Source organism: Pigmentiphaga sp. GD03639, assembly GCF_029845405.1.
GTDB classification, from domain to species: Bacteria; Pseudomonadota; Gammaproteobacteria; order Burkholderiales; family Burkholderiaceae_B; genus Pigmentiphaga; species Pigmentiphaga daeguensis.
The window spans coordinates 60,472-79,880 of sequence record NZ_JAOCLR010000021.1 but is presented as its reverse complement, the minus strand read 5'-3'; the positions used below and the strand labels follow the sequence as shown (position 1 = coordinate 79,880).

The 19,409-nt window shown below is 68.1% G+C and carries 21 protein-coding genes; 17 read left to right on the top strand and 4 right to left on the bottom strand.

The genetic code is table 11. From position 1 onward, the window contains the following. Positions 1–2 precede the first annotated feature (2 nt). The 4 genes from N5K27_RS20150 to N5K27_RS20135 all read left to right on the top strand — a co-directional run bounded on the left by N5K27_RS20150 (position 3) and on the right by N5K27_RS20135 (position 3,223). The gene (locus N5K27_RS20150) at positions 3–773 is read left to right on the top strand and encodes an SDR family oxidoreductase (RefSeq protein ID WP_243724445.1); all 771 of its coding nucleotides are present in this window, start codon (positions 3–5) and stop codon (positions 771–773) included. A gap of 83 nt (positions 774–856) precedes the next feature. Next, positions 857–1,687, top strand: a complete 831-nt coding sequence (locus N5K27_RS20145; protein ID WP_132979378.1) for an IclR family transcriptional regulator — start codon at positions 857–859, stop codon at positions 1,685–1,687. 19 nt (positions 1,688–1,706) lie between these two features. After that, positions 1,707–2,957 carry a TIGR03862 family flavoprotein gene (locus tag N5K27_RS20140; RefSeq protein ID WP_279818336.1) on the top strand — a complete coding sequence of 417 codons (1,251 nt, stop codon included), beginning with the start codon at positions 1,707–1,709 and terminating at the stop codon, positions 2,955–2,957. Positions 2,958–3,013: 56 nt separating this feature from the next. Beyond that, positions 3,014–3,223 (top strand): cation transporter, encoded by a 210-nt coding sequence (locus N5K27_RS20135; RefSeq protein ID WP_087840800.1) that lies wholly within the window; start codon positions 3,014–3,016, stop codon positions 3,221–3,223. Here N5K27_RS20135 and dinB read toward each other — a convergent pair. Further along, entirely contained in the window at positions 3,190–4,266 is a 1,077-nt protein-coding gene (dinB, locus tag N5K27_RS20130) for a DNA polymerase IV (protein WP_279818333.1), read from the bottom strand. The genes N5K27_RS20135 and dinB overlap by 34 nt on opposite strands. Positions 4,267–4,293: 27 nt before the next feature. Then, positions 4,294–5,028, bottom strand: coding sequence for a glycosyltransferase family 2 protein (locus tag N5K27_RS20125; RefSeq protein ID WP_087840798.1), 735 nt, complete (start codon positions 5,026–5,028; stop codon positions 4,294–4,296). A 182-nt stretch (positions 5,029–5,210) separates the two neighbouring features. Here N5K27_RS20125 and N5K27_RS20120 point away from each other — a divergent pair, with 182 nt between their 5' ends. After that, positions 5,211–6,611 (top strand): DEAD/DEAH box helicase, encoded by a 1,401-nt coding sequence (locus N5K27_RS20120; RefSeq protein ID WP_279818331.1) that lies wholly within the window; start codon positions 5,211–5,213, stop codon positions 6,609–6,611. Positions 6,612–6,654: 43 nt separating this feature from the next. On the opposite strand, the gene gluQRS is transcribed toward N5K27_RS20120, so the two are convergent. Then, on the bottom strand, positions 6,655–7,545 hold the full coding sequence (gene gluQRS / locus N5K27_RS20115) for a tRNA glutamyl-Q(34) synthetase GluQRS (protein WP_279818329.1): 891 nt from the start codon (positions 7,543–7,545) through the stop codon (positions 6,655–6,657). Between the two features lie 256 nt (positions 7,546–7,801). Here gluQRS and N5K27_RS20110 point away from each other — a divergent pair, with 256 nt between their 5' ends. From N5K27_RS20110 to N5K27_RS20055, 12 genes are all read left to right on the top strand, one after another. After that, complete coding sequence (locus N5K27_RS20110; RefSeq protein WP_132979374.1) at positions 7,802–8,731, top strand: DnaJ C-terminal domain-containing protein; 930 nt, start codon at positions 7,802–7,804, stop codon at positions 8,729–8,731. Between the two features lie 2 nt (positions 8,732–8,733). Continuing rightward, complete coding sequence (locus tag N5K27_RS20105; protein WP_087840794.1) at positions 8,734–9,051, top strand: chaperone modulator CbpM; 318 nt, start codon at positions 8,734–8,736, stop codon at positions 9,049–9,051. 146 nt (positions 9,052–9,197) lie between these two features. Beyond that, entirely contained in the window at positions 9,198–10,040 is an 843-nt protein-coding gene (locus N5K27_RS20100; protein ID WP_087840793.1) for an IclR family transcriptional regulator, read from the top strand. Beyond that, positions 10,040–10,837, top strand: coding sequence for an SDR family oxidoreductase (locus tag N5K27_RS20095; protein ID WP_087840792.1), 798 nt, complete (start codon positions 10,040–10,042; stop codon positions 10,835–10,837). The genes N5K27_RS20100 and N5K27_RS20095 overlap by 1 nt, the downstream gene beginning before the upstream one ends. Beyond that, a complete protein-coding gene (locus N5K27_RS20090) occupies positions 10,830–12,509 on the top strand; it encodes a thiamine pyrophosphate-binding protein (protein WP_087840791.1) in 1,680 nt (559 codons plus the stop codon). The genes N5K27_RS20095 and N5K27_RS20090 overlap by 8 nt, the downstream gene beginning before the upstream one ends. A 6-nt stretch (positions 12,510–12,515) precedes the next feature. Continuing rightward, entirely contained in the window at positions 12,516–13,991 is a 1,476-nt protein-coding gene (locus tag N5K27_RS20085; RefSeq protein WP_087840867.1) for an aldehyde dehydrogenase, read from the top strand. Between the two features lie 129 nt (positions 13,992–14,120). Beyond that, positions 14,121–15,080, top strand: coding sequence for a VOC family protein (locus N5K27_RS20080; RefSeq protein WP_087840790.1), 960 nt, complete (start codon positions 14,121–14,123; stop codon positions 15,078–15,080). Between the two features lie 9 nt (positions 15,081–15,089). After that, complete coding sequence (locus N5K27_RS20075; protein ID WP_087840789.1) at positions 15,090–15,413, top strand: hypothetical protein; 324 nt, start codon at positions 15,090–15,092, stop codon at positions 15,411–15,413. Further along, on the top strand, positions 15,410–15,640 hold the full coding sequence (locus N5K27_RS20070) for a recombinase-like helix-turn-helix domain-containing protein (RefSeq protein ID WP_207958609.1): 231 nt from the start codon (positions 15,410–15,412) through the stop codon (positions 15,638–15,640). The genes N5K27_RS20075 and N5K27_RS20070 overlap by 4 nt, the downstream gene beginning before the upstream one ends. Positions 15,641–15,650: 10 nt before the next feature. Further along, complete coding sequence (locus tag N5K27_RS20065; RefSeq protein ID WP_087840787.1) at positions 15,651–16,670, top strand: aromatic ring-hydroxylating dioxygenase subunit alpha; 1,020 nt, start codon at positions 15,651–15,653, stop codon at positions 16,668–16,670. Positions 16,671–16,728: 58 nt separating this feature from the next. Further along, complete coding sequence (locus N5K27_RS20060) at positions 16,729–17,148, top strand: RidA family protein (protein WP_087840786.1); 420 nt, start codon at positions 16,729–16,731, stop codon at positions 17,146–17,148. A 20-nt stretch (positions 17,149–17,168) separates the two neighbouring features. After that, positions 17,169–18,125 carry a PDR/VanB family oxidoreductase gene (locus N5K27_RS20055; protein WP_087840785.1) on the top strand — a complete coding sequence of 319 codons (957 nt, stop codon included), beginning with the start codon at positions 17,169–17,171 and terminating at the stop codon, positions 18,123–18,125. 456 nt (positions 18,126–18,581) lie between these two features. On the opposite strand, the gene N5K27_RS20050 is transcribed toward N5K27_RS20055, so the two are convergent. Further along, positions 18,582–19,313 (bottom strand): FCD domain-containing protein, encoded by a 732-nt coding sequence (locus tag N5K27_RS20050; RefSeq protein WP_242621595.1) that lies wholly within the window; start codon positions 19,311–19,313, stop codon positions 18,582–18,584. Positions 19,314–19,409: the final 96 nt, after the last annotated feature.

The window sequence follows — 19,409 nt, the reverse complement described above, 5'->3', positions numbered from 1 at the left end:
AGTTGGATTCAAGCACTATCGGTAATCTTCTGCGGGGCCGCCGCGTCCTGGTGACGGGCGCGGCGCGCGGGCTGGGCTACGAGTTCGCGGTGGCGTTGTGCCAGGCCGGCGCGCAGGTGGCCATGGCGGACATCCTGGCCGACACGCTGAAGCAGGCGGTGGAGTCGCTGCAGGCGCGCGGTTTCCCGGTGCACGGCATCGAGGTCGACCTGGGCGACAAGGCGTCCGTCGAGCGGTGCGCGGCGCGCGCCGTCGAACTGCTGGGCGGGCTGGACGGGCTGGTGAACAACGCTGCCATCACCAACTCGGGCGGGCGCACCGCGCACCAGCTCGATGTCGAGGTGTGGGACAAGGTCATGCAGGTCAACGTGCGCGGCACCTGGCTGATGTCCGTCGCCTGCCATGCGGCGCTGAAGGCGTCGGGGCGCGGCGCCATCGTCAACCTGGCGTCCGACACCGCGCTGTGGGGCGCGCCCAACCTGCTGGCCTACGTCGCCAGCAAGGGCGCGGTCACGGCGATGACGCGGTCGCTGGCGCGCGAGTTCGGCGCCGACGACATCACCGTCAACGCCATCGCGCCCGGACTGACCCTGGTCGAGGCGACGGAGTACGTGCCCGAGGCCCGGCACCGGCTCTACCATGACCAGCGTGCGATCAGCCGCGAGCAGGTGCCCGAGGACGTGAGCGGTTCGGTCCTCTTCGCCCTGTCCGACCTCGCGCGCTTCGTGACCGGACAACTGCTTCCGGTCAACGGTGGATTCGTGATGAATTGAAAAAAGGCCAGCGGTGTGGCCGGCGCCGCCTGTCGGGACCGGTATCATTCCGTCCGCGAGCCATACAGACAGTCGGTCACACCATGAGCAAAGGGAACATTTCGGAGGTCGCGCAGGACAAGTATCTGGTTCCGGCGCTGGAGCGCGGCCTGTTGCTGCTGGGACAATTCAGCCATGTCGACCGCAAGCTGTCGGCGCCCGAGCTGGCGCGCCGCCTCAGCCTGCCGCGGTCCACGGTCTTTCGGTTGCTGATGACCCTGGAATCCATGGGCTTCGTCCAGCGCGCCGAGGGCGGGCACGATTACCGGCTCGGGCTGGCGGTGCTGCGATTGGGCTTCGAATACCTGGCCTCGCTCGAATTGACCGAGCTGGGCGCGCCGCTGCTGGAGCGCCTGCGCGGCGAGATCGGATTCTCGTGCAACCTGGTCGTGCGCGACGGCCGCTCCATCGTCTATGTCGCCAAGTCGTCGGCGCCCACGCCCTTCACCAGTTCGGTCCACGTCGGCACGCGGCTGCCGGCGCATGCCACGGTGCTGGGCCGCGTCCTGCTGGAAGACCTCACGCTGGACGAACTGCGCGAGCTGTTTCCCGAGGAGCACCTGGAAAGCTATTCCTCCAGCACGCCCACGACCGTGATGGAACTCTACGAGCTGGTGCAGAAGGATCGCCAGCGCGGCTATGTCCTGCAGGAGGCCTTTTTCGAGGCCCGGGTCTCGACGATCGCCGCGCCGGTGCGCGACGCCACCGGCCGCATCGTCGCCGCGCTCGGGGCAACGATTCCCTCGTCGCGCTTCGAGCCCGAGCGCATCGACGACCTGGTGGCGCGGGTGCGCAGCACCGCCATGGAGTTGTCGCGCCTCCTGAATTATTCGCCCGAGAAAATGCAGGCCATGGGCCGGGTCGCCAACCTGTGACCGGGGCGGAATGCCGGGCATGGCGGCGCCGTTGACCGTGCCTGCCCGCGCCGCGGTGGTGGGGGCCGGGCCCGCCGGCCTGATGGCGGCCGAGGTGCTGGCCGGGGCCGGCATCGCCGTGGACGTCTACGACGCCATGCCGTCGGCGGGCCGCAAGTTCCTGCTGGCCGGCATAGGCGGCCTGAACATCACTCATTCCGAACCCCATGCGGCTTTCCTGTCCCGCTACGGCGACCGGGCCCGCGTGCTCGCTCCCATGCTCGAGGCGTTCGGCGCCCAGGCCGTACGCGATTGGACCGAAGGCCTGGGCATAGATACGTTCGTCGGATCCTCGGGCAGGGTCTTTCCGAAAGAGATGAAGGCCGCGCCGCTGTTGCGTGCGTGGCTGCATCGCCTGCGGGAACGGGGCGTGCGCCTGCACATGCGGCATCGGTGGCTGGGATGGGAGGCGGACGGCGCGCTGGCCTTCGATACGCCCGGTGGCCGCACGGCCCATCGCCATGACGCGGTGGTGCTGGCCCTGGGCGGGGCCAGCTGGCCGAGGCTGGGCTCGGATGCGGCCTGGGTGCCGTGGCTGGCCGGGCGCGGCGTGCGCGTCGAGCCGCTGGTGCCGGCCAACTGCGGTTTCGAGATCGATTGGAGCCCGCACTTGCGCGAGCGCTACGCTGGGCAGCCCGTGCGCGCCGTCACGCTCTCCATGTCCGATGACCAGGGCGACTGGTGCCGAAGCGGCGAGTTCGTCGTGTCCGACTATGGCGTCGAAGGCAGCCTCATCTACGCCGCGTCCGCCCGCCTGCGAGAGGCCATTGCCCGGCACGGCCGCGCCGAGCTGAGGCTGGACCTGGCGCCCGGGCTTGGCCTCGAGCGCGTCGCGCGGGAACTGGCGTGGCCGCGCGGCAGCAAGTCCATGGCCAACCATCTGCGCGCGCGCATCAAGGTGGATGGCGTGAAGGCGGGCCTGCTGCGCGAAATCGTGCCGGCCGCCGATTTCCAGGATCCCGTCCGGCTGGCCGCCTGGGTGAAATCGCTGCCGTTGACGCTGCGCGCGCCGCGCCCGATCGACGAGGCCATCAGCAGCGCGGGCGGCGTGGCGTTCGAAGGCATGGACGAGCACGGCATGCTGCGTGCGCTGCCCGGTGTCTTCTGCGCCGGCGAAATGCTGGACTGGGAGGCGCCCACCGGGGGCTATCTGCTCACGGCCTGCCTGGCCAGCGGCCGTTGGTCGGGGCTGGGCGCGGCCCGTTGGTTGGCGCGGCGCAACGGCGCTTGACCTTGCCATCGTGGGAAGGGAAATACTGGCTACACCATCACGAAAGGAGTCATGCCATGTTTGAATTCCAGGTGCAGGGAATGAGCTGCGGACACTGCGTCAAGTCCGTTACCCAGGCGGTGCAGTCCGCCTATCCCCAGGCCCATGTCGAGGTCGACCTGGGCGCCGGGAAGGTGCGCGTCGACCAGGCCGGCGATGCCGCGCGCATCGCCAAGCTGATCGAAGAGGCCGGCTATACGGTGTCGGGTTCCGAAACCGTAGGCTGATCGCCGAACAGTGCGAGCTGTCCGCCGGGCGTGCCCAGGCGCACGCCCAGTCCCATCAGCCGCACGGCGCGGGGGTTGCGGCGAAAGGCCGTGGCCAGCAGGATGCGAAACTGTTCCTCGTCCAGCGCCGCGCCCACGCCCTCGGCGGTGGTGCGGTTGAAGTCCGAGAAGCGCAGCTTCACGAACAGCTTCTGGATGTGGTTCTGGGCATCGGCGCGGCGCACGCGCGCGTCGAGCTGGTCCAGCATCTCGCGCAGGAGTTCCTGGCACGCCTCCAGGGTGTGCAGGTCCGTGACGAAGGTCTGCTCCACGCTTACCGACTTGCGCTCGCGGGTGGGCGAGACCTCGCGGTGGTCGATGCCGCGGCACAGGTCGTACAGGCGTTCGCCGAACGCGCCGAACTCCTCGCGCAGCCGGTCGTGTTCCCACGCTCTCAGGTCGGCGCAGGTTTCCACGCCCAGCGCCTTGAGCCGCGCGCCGGTCACCTTGCCCACGCCGTGCAGCTTGGACACGGGCAGGGCCGCCACGAAGGCGTCCACGTCCTGGGGGCGTACCACGAACAGGCCGTCCGGCTTGTTCCAGTCGCTGGCGATCTTGGCCACGAACTTGCTGGGCGCGACGCCCGCCGAGACCGTGATGCCGACGGTCTGCGCCACGCGTTGCCGGATCTCGCTGGCGATCAGCGTGGCGCTGCCCCGCAGCCGGTTGCTGCCGGTCACGTCCAGGTAGGCCTCGTCCAGCGACAGCGGCTCGACCAGTTCGGTGTAGTCGCGGTAGATGTCCATGATCTGCGCCGAGGCCACGCGATACATCTCCATCCTGGGCGGAATGATGAGCAGGTCCGGGCACAGCCGTACCGCGCGTGCCGACGACATCGCGGAATGGATACCGTACTTGCGCGCCTCGTAGTTGCAGGTGGCCACCACGCCGCGGGTCTCGGGGCGCCCGCCCACGGCCAGCGGCCGGCCGCGCAGGCTGGGGTCGTCGCGCATTTCTATCGACGCGTAGAAGCAATCGCAATCGCAGTGGATGATCTTGCGCATGGCCGCTCGCCGGTTTTGCCTCCGCGCCTACTTCAGGCTGAGCTTCGCGTAGCGATAGAAACTGCCGGCGGCCGCGGTGGCCGCGAGCAGGAACCCATGGCGGCCGTCCAGGAAGCCGCGCTTGAAGAGGTACAGCCGCACGAAGGTCCAGGCGCCATGGCCGATCGCCGCGCCCATGCCGGCGCGCCGGCCGCGCGCGTGTAAAGCCTGCGCGCTGTCGGTGGAATAGCGGTTCATCTTCGCGATGGCGCTGTCCAGGTCGGGATAGGTGTAGTGCAGCAGATGCGGCGCCAGGTGCCCCACCTCGCCGTCGGCGACCACCTTCTCGTGCACCAGGTCGTCGCTGAAGCGCGCCGTGCCGCGCCGGAACAGGCGCAGCACGCGATCGGGCCACCAGCCGCTGTGCCGGATGAAGCGGCCGCAGAAGCTGGACAGCCGCGGCATGTCGTACGCATCGTGGCGCGGAGCGCGCAGGGTGTCGGCGATGGCGGCGGCCAGTTCGGGCGTCACCCGCTCGTCGGCGTCCAGCGACAATACCCAGTCGCCGGTGGCCAGGGCCAGCGCGCGGTTCTTCTGCGGGCCGAAGCCCGGCCAGTCCGAGGTGACCTCGACCCGGGCGCCAAGGCTGCGCGCGATGTCCACCGTCTCGTCGGTGCTGCCCGAGTCGACCACGACGATTTCGTCGGCGAAGCGGACCGATTCCAGGCAGTCGGCCAGATTGCGGGCCTCGTTGCGGGCGATGATGATGACGGACAGGCGCATGGCGCATGCGGAGCAGGGTGGCGATGCCGCCATTACAGCATGGTGGGGCGAGGCGGCGGGCCAGGTCGCCGCCGTTTTTCTTCCTGGCTGACAGGGCGGCTTTTGGGGTAAAATCTAAGTCTTTGATTTTTCTGGACTATTGATACGCATCATCGTGTTGCGGCATTGGTGGTCCGCCCACCATGACAGATACAGCGGCATCAGGGCCCAGTTCTTTTGCCGATTTCGGCCTGCACCCCGACATACTCAAGGCGGTCGTCGCCACCGGGTACACCATTCCGACGCCTATCCAGGCGCAAGCGATTCCGGTCGTCACCAGCGGCCGCGACGTAATGGGCGCAGCGCAAACCGGAACCGGAAAGACCGCGGCTTTCACCCTTCCCATCCTCCATCGGCTCATGCCCTTGGCCAACCACAGCGCCTCGCCGGCACGGCATCCCGTCCGCGCGCTGATCCTTACGCCCACGCGCGAGCTGGCCGACCAGGTGGCCGACAACGTCAAGCGCTACAGCCAGTTCACGCCCCTGCGCGCGGCCGTGGTCTTCGGCGGGGTCGACATCGGCCCGCAGAAGGAAGAAGTGCGGCGCGGCTGCGAGGTGTTGATCGCGACGCCGGGGCGCCTGCTCGACCACGTCGAGCAAAAGACCATCAACCTGGGCCAGGTCGGCATGCTGGTGCTGGACGAGGCCGACCGGATGCTCGACATGGGCTTCCTGCCGGATCTCGAGCGCATCATCCGCCTGCTGCCCCAGCAGCGCCAGACGCTGCTGTTCTCGGCCACCTTCAGCAACGAGATCCGCAAGCTGGCGCGCTCGTACCTGACGCAGCCGGTCGAGATCGAGGTCGCGGCGCGCAACGCCACCGCCGACACCGTCAGCCAGATCGCCTACAAGCTCAGCGGCGACGCCAAGCGTGCAGCGGTCGTGCACCTGGTCAAGTCGCGCGGCCTGAAGCAGGTCATCGTGTTCTCCAACACGAAGATCGGCACCGCCCGCCTGGCGCGGCAGCTCGAGCGCGACGGCGTGCGCGCCGAATCCATCCACGGCGACAAGACCCAGGCCGATCGCATGAAGGCGCTCGAGGCCTTCAAGGCCGGCGAGCTGGAAGTGCTGGTGGCGACCGACGTCGCGGCCCGGGGCCTGGACGTGGCCGGCGTGCCCTGCGTGATCAACTACGACCTGCCCTATAACGCCGAGGACTACGTGCACCGCATCGGGCGCACCGGCCGCGCCGGCGCCACGGGCGAGGCCATCGCGCTGTTCACGCCCGAGGAAGAGAAGTTCCTGCTCGACGTCGAGAAGCTGATCAAGCGCCAGATCCCGCGCGGCCAGCTGGACCTGCCCGCCTCGCTGCTGGCCTCGTCGCGCGGCGAGCGTCCGGTCCGTAGCCATGGCGGACGCGGCGAGCGCGGCGAACGCCATCGCTACGAGCCGCCGTCCAAGCCCGTCGACGATTTCTTCTTCCGTCCCTACGTGCCCGCGGCCGGCGCCGAGCCTGCCCGCACCGAGGCGCCTCCCGTGCCGGCGCGCACCTCCGCCAAGCGGCCGCTGGCCGTGCTGCTGGGCGGCGGCAAGAAGGACTGAGTTTCTCGCCGCGCATGATCGGGGCGCCGGCCGCGCCCCGGCCTCACCCCCCGCGTATTTCCCATCGCCGCGCCCAGCGGTCCGTGGCCTTGGCCAGGAAGGCCGGAGCGTCCGCCGCCGGCAGCGGCTCGAATTGCAGGTGGCGCCATGCCTCCTGCAGCGCGGCCAGCGGCCGGCGCGTATCGATCGCCGCGGCGCCGGTCTGCTTCGACAGTTTCTGCCCGTCGGCATTGACCACCACCGGTACGTGCATCCAGCGGGGAACCGGCAGGGACAGCAGCGTCTGCAGGACTTTCTGCCTGGGCGTCGATCCGAGCAGGTCCTCGCCGCGGACGACGTCGGTGACGCCTTGCCAGGCATCGTCCACCACCACGGCCAATTGGTAGGCCCACATCCCGTCCGCGCGAAAAAGCACGAAGTCGCCCACGTCGGCCGCCACGTCCTGCTCGATCACCCCCATCCAGCGATCTTCGATGCGCACGTCGCCCGGCGGCACGCGCAGCCGCCAGGCGCGCGCCGGCTTGCCGTGCAGCCCGTCGCGGCAGGTGCCCGGATAGGGCAGCTCGCCGGGCGGGAGGTAGCCGCGCGAGTTCAGGATGGAGTCGGCGATTTCCTTGCGCGTGCAGCCGCAGGCGTAGACCATGCCCTGCCGCCGCAGCGCATCGAAGGCGTCGCGGTAGGCCTGGTGGCGCGAGGACTGGTGGAGGACCTCGCCGTCCCAGTGCAGGCCCAGCGCGCGCAGTTGCTCGAGGATGACGCGGTCGGCGCCTTCCACGACCCGGGGAGCGTCCAGGTCCTCGATGCGCACCAGCCAGCGCCCGCCGTGGGCGCGGGCGTCCAGGTAGCTGGCCAGCGCGGCCACCAGCGAGCCCTGGTGCAGGGGGCCGGTGGGGCTGGGGGCGAAGCGGCCGACGTAGTCCGATGGCGCGTGCATGAGGGACGCCGTTCCTTGAGTTCGAATGAAGTCCTCGAAGGATACGGCACAAATCAACGAGGTTCTGCTGTCCGGCCCGCCCTGATAGACTGGAAACGGACGAAGGCCGGTCTTCGCCCCCGACGATTGAAATCGGTCGGCGTGTCCCACATATAAGACAGTAACTGGCCGGCCCGGCGGTGTGCCGGGCCGGCGTCTTCGGCCGCCGGGTCCATCCCACGGCAGGGGGCGCACTTTACTTTGCGAGACCGCGGCTATGGAGTTCAAGGACTACTACGCTACTTTGGGCGTCGAGCAGGGGGCGTCGGACGACGATATCCGGCAGGCCTACCGCAAGCTGGCCCGCAAGTACCATCCGGACGTCAGCAAGGAGGCCGACGCCGAGCAGCGCATGCGCGACGTCAACGAGGCCTACCAGGTGTTGAAGGATCCCGAGAAGCGGGCCGCCTACGACAACCTGGCGGCCGGCGTCTCGCCCGGCGGCGATTTCCGGCCTCCGCCCGACTGGGACAGCGGATTCGAGTTCCGCGGGGCCAGTCCTCGCGACGACGCCGCGTTCAGCGAGTTCTTCTCGTCGCTGTTCGGCGCGCGCCATCGTCCGGGCGGCGCGCAGATGCGCGCCCGGGGCGAGGATCATCACGCCGCCATCGAGATCGACCTCGACGACGCCCTGCACGGCGCGACCCGCGACATCTCGCTGCGCTCCATCGGCCACGACGAGAACGGCCAGCCCCGGCTGCAGACGCGCACGCTGAGCGTCCGCATCCCGGCCGGGATTCGCGAGGGACAGTTCATCCGGCTGGCGGGGCAGGGCATGCCCGGCCTGGGCGGCGGCGAGAATGGCGACCTCTATCTCGAGGTCCGGATCAAGCCCCACCCGCGCTATCGGGCCGAGGGCCGCGACCTGTACATGGACCTGCCGGTGGCCCCGTGGGAAGCCGCGCTGGGCGCCACGGTGCGGGCGCCCACGCCGCACGGCCCGGTCGAGGTCGGCGTGCCGGCGAACTCGCGCAACGGCCGCAAGCTGCGCCTGAAGGGCAGGGGCATCCCGGGCGACCCGGCCGGCGACCTCTATCTGGTGCTGGAGATCGCCTGGCCGCCCGCCGATACCGAAAAGGCGAAGGCCGCCTATAGACACCTGGCGCAGGAAATACCCTTCGACCCGCGCCGGAACCTGGGAGACTGACGATGAAGACGGTGGCCGTCACCGCCACATTGGTGGGCAAGGACCAGCCGCTCAGCACCGGGGACCTGGCCCGGGCCTGCGGCGCCGAGGAAGCCTGGGTGCTGCAATTGGTCAAGGTCGGCATCATCGAGGCCAGCGGCCGTCCGGCCGACTGGTGCTTCGACAGCGCCGCGCTGCGGCGGGCGCTGGCTGCCCGCGACCTGCAGCGCGATTTCGATGCCAGCCTGGACGCGGCGGCGCTGATCCTCGACATGAGCAACGAGATACGGCGGCTGCGCGCGCGGCTGCGTGTGCTGGGCCTGGACGCCGAAGCCCGCTGAATACCACGATTTCGGGTTTACCCTAGTGCCGACGAAGGGGCGGAGCGGCTATATTTCGTTCTGTTCCGTGTATGGATTGTCAGTTCATATTTGAAACGATATCCATGCGCATCCCTTAGCCACTCGTCCGAACCCCAGCGCGCGCCGTGAACCCGCTTTCCCCCCAGGAAACCCCGCAGGACAAGTACGTCGTTCCCGGCCTCGAGCGCGGCCTGCGGGTGCTGTGCGAGGTCGGCCAGGCCCAGGGCGCCATGAACGCGCCCGAACTGGCGCGTCGGCTGGGCGTGCCCCGCACCACGGTATTCCGGTTGCTGGCCACGCTCGAGCGCATGGGCTTCATCCATCGCGCGGACAACGGCCGCGACTATTCGCTGGGCATGGCCGTGCTGCGCCTGGGCTTCGAGTACCTCGCCTCGCTCGAGCTGACCCAGTTGGGGGCGCCCCTGCTGGAGCGGGTGCGCAACGAATTCAATCTCTCCTGCCATCTGGTGGTGCGCGACGGCGCGGACATCGTCTACGTCGCCAAGGCCGCCGCCAACACGCCCCTCGCCAGCTCGGTGAACGTCGGCACGCGCCTGCCGGCCCATGCCACGGTGCTGGGCCGGGTGCTGATGGCCGACATGTCCCTGGAAGCGCTGCGCGAGCTGTACCCGCAGGGGACGCTGCCCGTCGTCAACGCGTTCACGCCCCGCTCGGTGGAACAATTGCACGCGCTGCTGGTGCAGGACCGCCGGCGGCCCTATCTGTTGCACGAAGGCTTCTTCGAGTCGGGCATCTCCACCCTGGCCGCGCCGGTGCGCGAGCAGGGCGGCGCCATCGCCGCCGCGCTGGGCGTGGCGATGCCCGCCGTGCCGCTCGAGGCCGGACGCCTGGAGCGCCTGGCGCGCAGCGTCTGCGAAAGCGCCGCCGAACTTTCTTCTTTGCTCAACTACCGTGGGCAGGATGCCGCCTACGGTCTCGATGAAAAACTGAACGGAATGGTTGCCTGATGACTATGTATAAGCTTGACGGGAAGGTCGCCGTCGTCACGGGGGGAACCTCGGGCATCGGACTCGCGACGGTCGGCTTGCTGCTGGAAGCCGGCGCTGCAGTCGCCTTCTGCGGCCGCAACGAGGACAAGCTCGACCAGGCCAGGGAAGGCCTGCTGGCGCGCTTTCCCGGCGCCCGCATCCTCGCGGCCCGGTGCGACGTGCTGGTGCCCGAGCAGGTCGAGGCTTTCGCCGCCCAGGTGCAGAAAGAACTGGGAACGGCGTCCATCCTGGTCAACAACGCCGGCCAGGGCCGCGTGTCCACGTTCGCCAGCACCGAGAACTCGGCGTGGCTGGACGAAGTCCAACTGAAGTTCTTCTCGGTCATCAACCCGACCCGCAGCTTCATCCCGCAGCTTTCACTGAGCGAGGACGCCGCGATCGTGTGCGTGAACTCGCTCCTGGCGATCCAGCCCGAACCGCACATGGTGGCCACGTCGGCCGCGCGCGCCGGCATCCATAACCTGGTGCGCTCGCTGGCCTTCGAACTGGCCCCCAAGAAGATCCGCGTTAACGGCATCCTGCTGGGACTGGTGGAATCGGGCCAATGGCGCCGCCGCTACGAAGAGCGCAAGGATCGCTCCTTGACCTGGGAACAATGGACGGGCCGCATCGCCGCCGAGAAACAGATCCCGCTGGGCCGCCTGGGCCGCCCCGAAGAGCCCGCGCGGGCCATTTTCTTCCTTGCCACGCCCTTGTCTTCCTACACGACGGGCAGCCATATCGATATTTCCGGAGGGGTTTGCCGTCATGCCTAATGTCAACCGTATCACCGTCGGCGCAGCCATTGCGCAGTTCCTGGAGAACTGCGGCGTCAAGGCGGCATTCGGGGTCATCTCGATCCACAACATGCCCATCCTGGACGCCTTCGGCGAACGCGGCAACATCCGCTTCGTCATGGCCCGGGGCGAGGCGGGCGCGACCAACATGGCCGACGCCTATGCCCGCACCACCGGCGGCCTGGGCGTGACCGTGACCAGCACCGGCACCGCCGCCGGCAATGCCGCGGGCTCGATGGTCGAAGCCATCACCGCCGGCACGCCGCTGCTGCACCTGACCGGCCAGATCGACAGCCCCTACCTGGACCAGAACCTGGGCTTCATCCACGAAGCCAACCATCAGCTCGACATGCTGCAGGCCGTCTCCAAGGCCGCGTTCCGCATCCGTACGCCCGAGACCGCCATCGGCATCGTCAAGCGCGCCGTGCAGATCGCCATGACCGCGCCCACCGGCCCGGTCAGCATCGAGATTCCCATCGACGTGCAGGCCGCGCTGATCGACGAACCCGCCGACCTGAATCCGCTGCCCGTGGTGCCCCTGGCGCCGTCCGAGGCCGCGCTGGACGAACTGGCCAACCGCCTGGCCCAGGCCAAGCGCCCGCTGCTGTGGCTGGGCGGTGGCGCCCGCCAGGCCGGCGAACAGGTGCGCCGTCTGGTCAAGATGGGCTTCGGCGTGATCACCAGCACGCAGGGCCGCGGCGTGATCCCGGAAAACGACCCGGCCTGCCTGGGTTCGTTCACGGTCGCCAAGCCGGTCGAGAACCTCTACCAGACGGTGGACGCCCTGCTGGTGGTCGGCTCGCGCCTGCGCAGCAACGAGACGCTGAAGTACGCGATCAAGCTGCCCGCGACCCGGTACCGCATCGACGCCGATTCGCAGGCGGACGGCCGCGCCTATACCACCGATTTCTTCGTCAACGGCGACGCGACGCTGGCGCTCAAGGGCCTGGCCGACCGCCTGGAAGGCAAGATGTCGGTCGATCCCAAGTTCCTGGACGACATCCGGTCCGCCAAGCAGGCCGCGATGGCCAAGCTGCGCGATGACGTCGGCCCGTACACCCGGCTGATCGACACCTTGCAGTCGGTGGTGGGCGAGTCCTTCAACTGGGTCCGCGACGTCACGTTGTCCAACAGCATCTGGGGCAACCGCCTGCCCTGCCTGCACGAGCCCAAGGCCGGCGTGCATGCCCTGGGCGGCGGCATCGGGCTGGGCCTGGCCATGGGCGTGGGCGCCGCCGTCGGCGCGGCCGTGACCGGCTCGGGCAAGAAGACCTTCACGCTGGCCGGCGACGGCGGCTTCATCCTGAACCTGGGCGAGTTGGCGACGGCCGTGCAGGAACAGGCCGACATGCTCATCGTCCTGATGAACGACCAGTCGTACGGCGTCATCAAGAACATCCAGGACGCGGTCTATGGCGGGCGCAAGCATTACGTGCAACTGCATACCCCCGACTATGCGCTGCTGACGCAGTCCATGGGCCTGGGCCATGCCCGCGTCAAGAACCTGGACGAGCTGGAAGGCGCGCTCAGGCAGGGCCTGGCCGCCAAGGGCCCGTTCATCGTCGAGATCGACATGTTGTCGGTCGGCGGCTTCAACACCAAGTTCGCGGGTCCCCCGGTCAAGGCCGCGACCGACAAGGCGGGAGCCTGAACCATGCTGATTTCCGACAAGAATCTTCCCATCTGCGTCGCCGGCGTCTGGCGCGAGGGCGGCGGCGACCGCTACGCGACCGTGTATCCGGCCACCGGCGAGCCCGTGGCCTACCTGAACGCGGCCAGCCTGGACGACGTCGAAGAGGCGATCCAGGGCGCGCACAAGGCTTTCCGCACCAGCGGCTGGGCCCAGCGCAAGCCGCACGAGCGCGCCGCCGTGCTGTACCGGATCGCGCAATTGATCCGCGAGCGCGCCGAGGACCTGGCCCAGCGCCAGCGCCTGGACAACGGCAAGCCCATCAGCGAGACGCGCGCGCTGGTGGCCAGCGCCGCGGGTACCTTCCAGTTCTTCGCGGCCGCCTGCGAGACGCTGGAGGAAGTGATCACGCCGTCGCGCGGCGACTACGTTTCCATGAGCGTGTACGACCCCATGGGCGTGGTGGCCGCCATCACCCCCTGGAACTCGCCCATCGCCAGCGAGGCCCAGAAAATGGCCCCGGCGCTGGCCGCCGGCAACGCCCTGGTGGTCAAGCCCGCCGAAGTCACGCCGTTGATGGCCCTGGACCTAGCCGCCATCTGTGAAGAGGCCGGCGTGCCCAAGGGCATCATCAGCGTGCTGCCGGGCAAGGGCTCGATCATCGGCGACGCCATCACCAAGCACCCGCTGGTCAAGCGCGTGTCCTTCACCGGCGGCACGACCACCGGCCGGCACATCGCCCACATCGCGGCCGACAAGATGATGCCGGTGTCTCTGGAACTGGGCGGCAAGTCGCCCACCATGGTGTTCGAGGACGCCGACCTGGACCATGCCGTCAACGGCGTGCTGTACGGCATCTTCAGTTCGTCGGGCGAATCCTGCATCGCCGGGTCGCGCCTGTTCGTCGCCTCGTCCATCTACGAGCAGTTCCTGGACCGCCTGACCAAGGGCGCCGCGGCGCTGCGCGTGGGCGACCCTGCCGACGAGCGTACCCAGATGGGCCCGCTCATCACCGGCCGCCATCGCGAATCGATCGAGCGCTACGTCGAGCTGGGCGTGTCCGAGGGCGGCCGCATCCGCACCGGCGGACATCGTCCGGAAGGCGGCATCTACGACAAGGGCTATTTCTATCGCCCCACCATCATCGAGGGCCTGGACAACCGGGCGCGCATCAGCCAGGAGGAGATCTTCGGGCCGGTGCTGGTGGCGATGCCGTTCGACAACGAAGAGGACCTGATCGAGCAGGCCAACGACAGTGTGTACGCGCTGGCCGCCGGTATCTGGACGCGCGACTACAAGCGCGCCTGGCGCGTGGGCCGCGCCGTGCAGGCCGGCACGGTGTGGATCAACACCTACAAGTTCTTCTCGATTTCCACGCCGTTCGGCGGCTGGCGCGACAGCGGCCTGGGTCGCGAGAAGGGCCGACTCGGCATCCTGCAGTACATGGAACAGAAAGGCATGTACTGGGGCATGAACCAGAATCCTTTGCCTTGGGCAGTGTAGGGCTCCCCCCTACGCGCTTACGCGCGCCCCCCAGGGGGCGGGCGGCGAAGGACCGGCGGAGCCGGATCCTTCGTGCCCTGGTCTAGGTGGGGCGTCTTGGTGCGGAGCACCAAGTTTTGGAGAGATATGATGGACGTATTGGGTATAGACGAAATCACCTACGGCGCCGACGATCTGGCCGCGTGCAAACAGTTCTTGTCCGACTGGGGCCTGACGCTGGCCGAGGAAACCGACAAGTCGCTGGTGTTCGAGTCGATGAACAAGTGCCGGGTGATCGTGAAGACCACCGATTTCCCGGGCCTGCCGCCGGCGATCGAGGATGGCCCGACGCTGCGTGAAGTGGTGTGGGGCGTGTCCAGCGACGAAGTGCTGGAGCGCTTCGCCGCTCGCCTGAAGGACAAGCCGGGCTACGTGAACGAAGGCGGGCGGGTCGGTTGTACCGACCCCAACGGCCTGGCGGTGCGTTTCCAGACCACCCGCAAGATCGACATCGACCTCGACAGCCCGGGCATGAACACCTGGGGCACCAAGGCCCGTCGCAACCAGCGCAGCCCGATCTACGAGCGCGCCACGCCCATCGAGGTCGGCCACGTGGTGTTCTTCGTGAAGGATGTGAAGGCCTGCGAGCAGTTCTACACCGAGAACTTCGGTTTCGTGGCTTCCGACCGCTATCCGGGCAAGGGCGCCTTCCTGCGCTGCGCGCCCGAGGGCGGCCACCATGACCTGTTCCTGTTGCAGCCGCCGCAGCCGCGCGCCGGCCTGAACCACGTGGCGTTCGCCGTGCGCGACATCCACGAGGTGTTCGGCGGCGGCATGGCGATGGCCCGCCATGGCTGGAGCACGCAGCTCGGCCCGGGCCGCCATCCGATATCGTCGGCCTACTTCTGGTATTTCAATTTCCCGGGCGGCGGCCTGATCGAGTACTACGCCGACGACGACTACCTGGACGCCGAGTGGGAAGCCCGCGATTTCGAGCCCGGTCCCACGGTGTTCGCCGAATGGGCGATCGACGGCGGCCTGGACGGCAACACCCGCCGCCAGAAGAACGCCAAGGCGCCCGACGGCAAGTTTCTTACCGAGAAGAAATAGGGGCGACGTATGGCCGAGCCGGCGAATGTGATGTTGACCGTGCTGCTCAAGCACGATCAGTCGAACAATCTGGACGCGGTCCAGACCAAGCTGAAAGAAGCCGACTGGTGGGAACGGTTCCCGCCCGAGGGCGTGAAGATCGTGTCCTGGACCGTGGCGATGGGGCTGGGGCAGATCGTGACGCTCGAGGTGCCGCCGCATCTGCTGGCCACGGTCAATGTCGAGCTCGAGCGCTCGGCCTGGGGCGTGTTCCGCACCGAGTGCTATCCCACTTATGACTTTGTTCCCGTTCGCGAACGCATCCGCGAACGCGTACGCAACGGAGGTAAATGATGCAAGAAGACCGTTATCTGGAACCGCATCAGGCGCGGCGCCGTACTCCCACGGAATGGGAAAGCCTGCTGGGCGATTCGCTCGAGCGCGCGTTCGCGGCGGGCAAGCATGAACTGGCTCCCATCGTCGACTACCTGAACCATGCCGGCCCCCCGGCCCCCAACGGCGTGCCCTGGACCGAGGAACTGCTGCAATCCGAACTGGCCCGCCTGGCCGAGACCGCCTGAGGAGTCCGCCATGATCAAGATCGATAGCCCCGACACCCTGCTCGCGAACGGCCTGAAAGACACCTGGTACGCGATCTGTCCGTCCAATTTCATTACCGACAAGCCCGTGTCGCTGCGCCGCCTGGGCATGAAGCTGGTGTTCTGGCGCGACGAAGCCGGCAAGCTGTACGCGCTGGAAGACCACTGCCCGCACCGTGGCGCGCCGCTGTCGCGCGGCATCCTGCTGGGCGACCGCATCGCCTGCGGCTACCACGGCGTGCAGGTGCGCGCCGACGGCGTGGTGACCAACGTGCCGGGCAGCCCCGGCTGCAGCCTGGAAGGCAAGCGCGCCGCGCGTTCCTTCCACGTGGTCGAGCGCAACGGCGCGGTGTTCCTGTACAACTCGGCCAACAACGTGGACGAGGCTCCCGATTTCACGCTGCCGGAAGAACTGGTCTCGGACGAGTTCGCCTCTTTCCTGTGCTACACCGAGTGGCGCGGCGACTATCGCTACGTCATCGACAACGTCATGGACCCGATGCACGGGACCTACCTGCACAAGCAGTCGCACTCGATGGCCGAAGGTTCCTCGGTGGCGGAGTTCGGCGTGCGCGACACCGAGCACGGCTTCGTGTTCGAGAAGAAGGGCCAGCGCGGCGTGAACTTCGACTGGACCGAGTGGGCCAATACCGGCCTGCACTGGCTGCGGCTCGAGATCCCGTATCCCGCCACCGGCGGCCCCGGCGGCAGCTTCGCTATCGTCGGCACCTACACGCCCATTTCCGAGAACCTGGCCGCCGTGTTCCACTGGCGCTGCCGCAAGGTCTCGGGCTGGCAGCGCCATGCGTGGCAGTTCCTGTACCGCAACCGGCTGGAAGCGCGCCACTGGGCGGTGCTGGAGCAGGACCGCGAAGTGCTGGAAGTCATGGAACCGGACGCCAACCAGCGCGAGAACCTGTACCAGCACGACATCGGGCTGGTCCGCCTGCGCCGCCACCTGCGCAACCTGGCGACCGAGCAGTTCGAGCAACTGAAAGGAAAGACGGCGTGAGCCGCCGTGCCGGGCATGGATTCTCCGTCCGGGGAATCCGCGGCGCCTGGAGGCGGCGATGAGCGGCGGCGCGGCGGCGCGCCGCGTCATCGCGCCGTCGGTGCCCGAGCGCGAGACGGCCACCTGGTCCAATTGCCTGGTCCTGGGCAATGAAATCTCGATGTCGGGCATGACGGCCAACCCTGAATCCACGGCCGCCGCACCGCTGGGCACCTACGAACAAACCCTGATTGTGCTAGGCAAAATCCGCGCTTTGGTCGAGGCCGCTGGCGGAGGGGTGCAAAATATTTATAAACTGGTGATTTACGTGACGAACATCCAGGACAAGGATGAAGTCGGAAGGGCCCGCAAGGAGTTCTTCCGGGCGCCTTATCCGTGTTCCACGTTGGTCGAGGTGCGTGGCCTCGTTTTTCCCGGTCTGACCGTGGAGATCGATGCGTTTGCGCGGCTCGACATCGCCCTGCGTGCCGACGCATAACCGTTTTTTCCGACCTTTTCATGAACAGCAGCTCACTCCTTACGGTACTGGTTCACGCCATCCGCCTTGAAGCGCAGGGCATCATCAGTGTCGAGTTCCGCTCGCCCACGGGCGAAGAACTGCCTGCCTTCGCCGCGGGCTCCCACATCGACCTGCATCTGCCCAACGGCCTGGTGCGCAGCTATTCGCTGTTCAACTCGCCCGAAGAGCGGCATCGCTACGTGGTGGGCGTGCTGAACGACCGTAACAGCCGCGGCGGTTCGCGCTTCGTGCACGAGCAGCTGCGCGTGGGCTCGACCATCAAGATCGCGCCGCCGCGCAACAACTTCGAGCTGGACGAGTCGGCGGCCAAGTCGGTGCTGCTGGCCGGCGGCATCGGCGTGACGCCCATCTTCTGCATGTACAACCGCCTGCGCGCCATTGGCAAGCCGGTGGAACTGGTCTATTGCGCGCGCACCAAGAGCGAGGCGGCGTTCGTCGACGAGCTGGTGGCCTCGGGCGGCAAGGTGACGACGCGCTTCGACGACCAGGCCGGCGGCCCGCCCAACCTGCGCGAGCTGCTGGGCTCGCAGCCGGCGGACACCCATTTCTACTGCTGTGGCCCCACGCCCATGCTGGACGCCTTCGAGGCCACCTGCAAGGAACTGGGCTACCAGAACGTGCACATCGAACGCTTCGCCGCCGCCGGCGAAGTCACGGCCTCGCAGGAGGGCAGCTACCAGGTCGAGCTGGCCAAGTCGGGCAAGACCATCGACGTGCCGGCCGGGATGTCGCTGCTCGATGCGCTGCTGGAAGCCGGCGTCGACGCCGACTACAGCTGCCGCGAAGGCGTGTGCGGCGCGTGCGAGACCGCCGTGCTGGAAGGCACGCCCGAGCATCGCGACTCGGTGCTGACCGAGCGCGAGCGCGAGTCGAACAAGACCATGATGGTCTGCGTGTCGGGCTGCAAGGGCGCCAAGCTGGTGTTGGATATTTGACCCCCCCTACGCGCTGACGCGCGCCCCCCAGGGGGCGATGCGGGTGGACCGGCGGAGCCGGATCCACCGCATCCTGGGTCTAGTACCCGTTTCTTGGGTTGTGGCAGCCGTGCTTCGCTGGCTGCCAGCGGTAGTAACGGTGTGGCGTACCAAAAAACCGGTACTAGATCCAGGGCGCCGCGGATCCGGCTTTGCCGGTCCGCTAGTGCCGCCCCTTGGGGGCGCGGCCATAGGCCGCGTGGGGTGGGCTCTCCTGCCGGTCCGCTAGTGCCGCCCCTTGAGGGGCGCGGCCGAAGGCCGCTTGGGGGTGGGTTTCCCCGACCGGCGGAGCCGGATCCACCGCATCCTGGGGCCGAGGGGGGCGGGAGTCGGGCGGTGTCTTTGGGCACCGCCTTTTTTATGTCCGTTTGATAGGCAGGCGTAATACGGGGGAGGGCAAAGTCCCCGGGCGGAGCCCTACGGCGCCGCCGCGCCGTCGGCGATGGGCGTGACGTTCGTGAACAGGTCCGCCGGCAGGTGCTTGACCGCCTCGTAGGTCGTGCTGATGTGCTCGGACAGCAATTGGCCGGCGCGTTCGCCGTCCCGCGCCAGCGAGGCCTCCAGGATGTTGCGGTGCTCGTCGTGCACGTCGCGCGGAATGGGCTTGCGCGTGACGACCAGCCGCCGGTAGCGCTCCGCCTGCTGGTACAGGATGCCCAGGAAGTGGTGCATCCAGCGTGACGTACAGGCGCTGATCAGCGCCTGGTGGAACTCGCGGTTGCGGTCTTCCCACTCGTCGAAGCGGTTGACCGGATTCGTGGCAAGGCGTTCCTCGGCCCGGCTCAGGCGGTGGAAGGCGGCGATGATGCGGCTTTCCCAGACGTCGTCGCCGGCCTGGATGGCCTGCCGCAGCGCTTCGCACTCCAGCAGGATGCGATTGCGGGTGATGTCCAGGAAATCTTCCATGGAGATGGGCGTGACATGGAAGCCGCGCTGGCCGTGGGAGACCACCAGCGCATCGGACACCAGCAGCGACAGCGCCTCGCGCAGCGTGCCGGCGCCGACTCCATAGGAATCCTTCAGGTGTTCCACGCGCAGGCGCGAGCCCGGCGCAAGCTTGCCTTCGATGATGTCGCGCCGCAGGGCGGCATAGGCCGTGCCCACGAGCGTGGTGGGGGCGGCTGCGTGGGCCAGGGGCGGTAGTTCCAATGGGATTCCAGGCATGCGTCTCGGGCGGCTGGGTGCCCCCTCTCATGAGCGATGGCTAGATTCTAGTCGATTCTCGATGAAATCCCCGGGCATTAG

Coding starts and splice junctions, on each gene's coding strand:
- N5K27_RS20145 (WP_132979378.1), top strand. CDS start 857: ATGAGCAAAGGGAACATTTCGGAGGTCGCGCAGGACAAGTATCTGGTT.
- N5K27_RS20140 (WP_279818336.1), top strand. CDS start 1,707: ATGGCGGCGCCGTTGACCGTGCCTGCCCGCGCCGCGGTGGTGGGGGCC.
- N5K27_RS20135 (WP_087840800.1), top strand. CDS start 3,014: ATGTTTGAATTCCAGGTGCAGGGAATGAGCTGCGGACACTGCGTCAAG.
- dinB (WP_279818333.1), bottom strand. CDS start 4,266: ATGCGCAAGATCATCCACTGCGATTGCGATTGCTTCTACGCGTCGATA.
- N5K27_RS20125 (WP_087840798.1), bottom strand. CDS start 5,028: ATGCGCCTGTCCGTCATCATCATCGCCCGCAACGAGGCCCGCAATCTG.
- N5K27_RS20120 (WP_279818331.1), top strand. CDS start 5,211: ATGACAGATACAGCGGCATCAGGGCCCAGTTCTTTTGCCGATTTCGGC.
- gluQRS (WP_279818329.1), bottom strand. CDS start 7,545: ATGCACGCGCCATCGGACTACGTCGGCCGCTTCGCCCCCAGCCCCACC.
- N5K27_RS20110 (WP_132979374.1), top strand. CDS start 7,802: ATGGAGTTCAAGGACTACTACGCTACTTTGGGCGTCGAGCAGGGGGCG.
- N5K27_RS20105 (WP_087840794.1), top strand. CDS start 8,734: ATGAAGACGGTGGCCGTCACCGCCACATTGGTGGGCAAGGACCAGCCG.
- N5K27_RS20095 (WP_087840792.1), top strand. CDS start 10,040: ATGACTATGTATAAGCTTGACGGGAAGGTCGCCGTCGTCACGGGGGGA.
- N5K27_RS20090 (WP_087840791.1), top strand. CDS start 10,830: ATGCCTAATGTCAACCGTATCACCGTCGGCGCAGCCATTGCGCAGTTC.
- N5K27_RS20080 (WP_087840790.1), top strand. CDS start 14,121: ATGGACGTATTGGGTATAGACGAAATCACCTACGGCGCCGACGATCTG.
- N5K27_RS20075 (WP_087840789.1), top strand. CDS start 15,090: ATGGCCGAGCCGGCGAATGTGATGTTGACCGTGCTGCTCAAGCACGAT.
- N5K27_RS20070 (WP_207958609.1), top strand. CDS start 15,410: ATGATGCAAGAAGACCGTTATCTGGAACCGCATCAGGCGCGGCGCCGT.
- N5K27_RS20065 (WP_087840787.1), top strand. CDS start 15,651: ATGATCAAGATCGATAGCCCCGACACCCTGCTCGCGAACGGCCTGAAA.
- N5K27_RS20060 (WP_087840786.1), top strand. CDS start 16,729: ATGAGCGGCGGCGCGGCGGCGCGCCGCGTCATCGCGCCGTCGGTGCCC.
- N5K27_RS20055 (WP_087840785.1), top strand. CDS start 17,169: ATGAACAGCAGCTCACTCCTTACGGTACTGGTTCACGCCATCCGCCTT.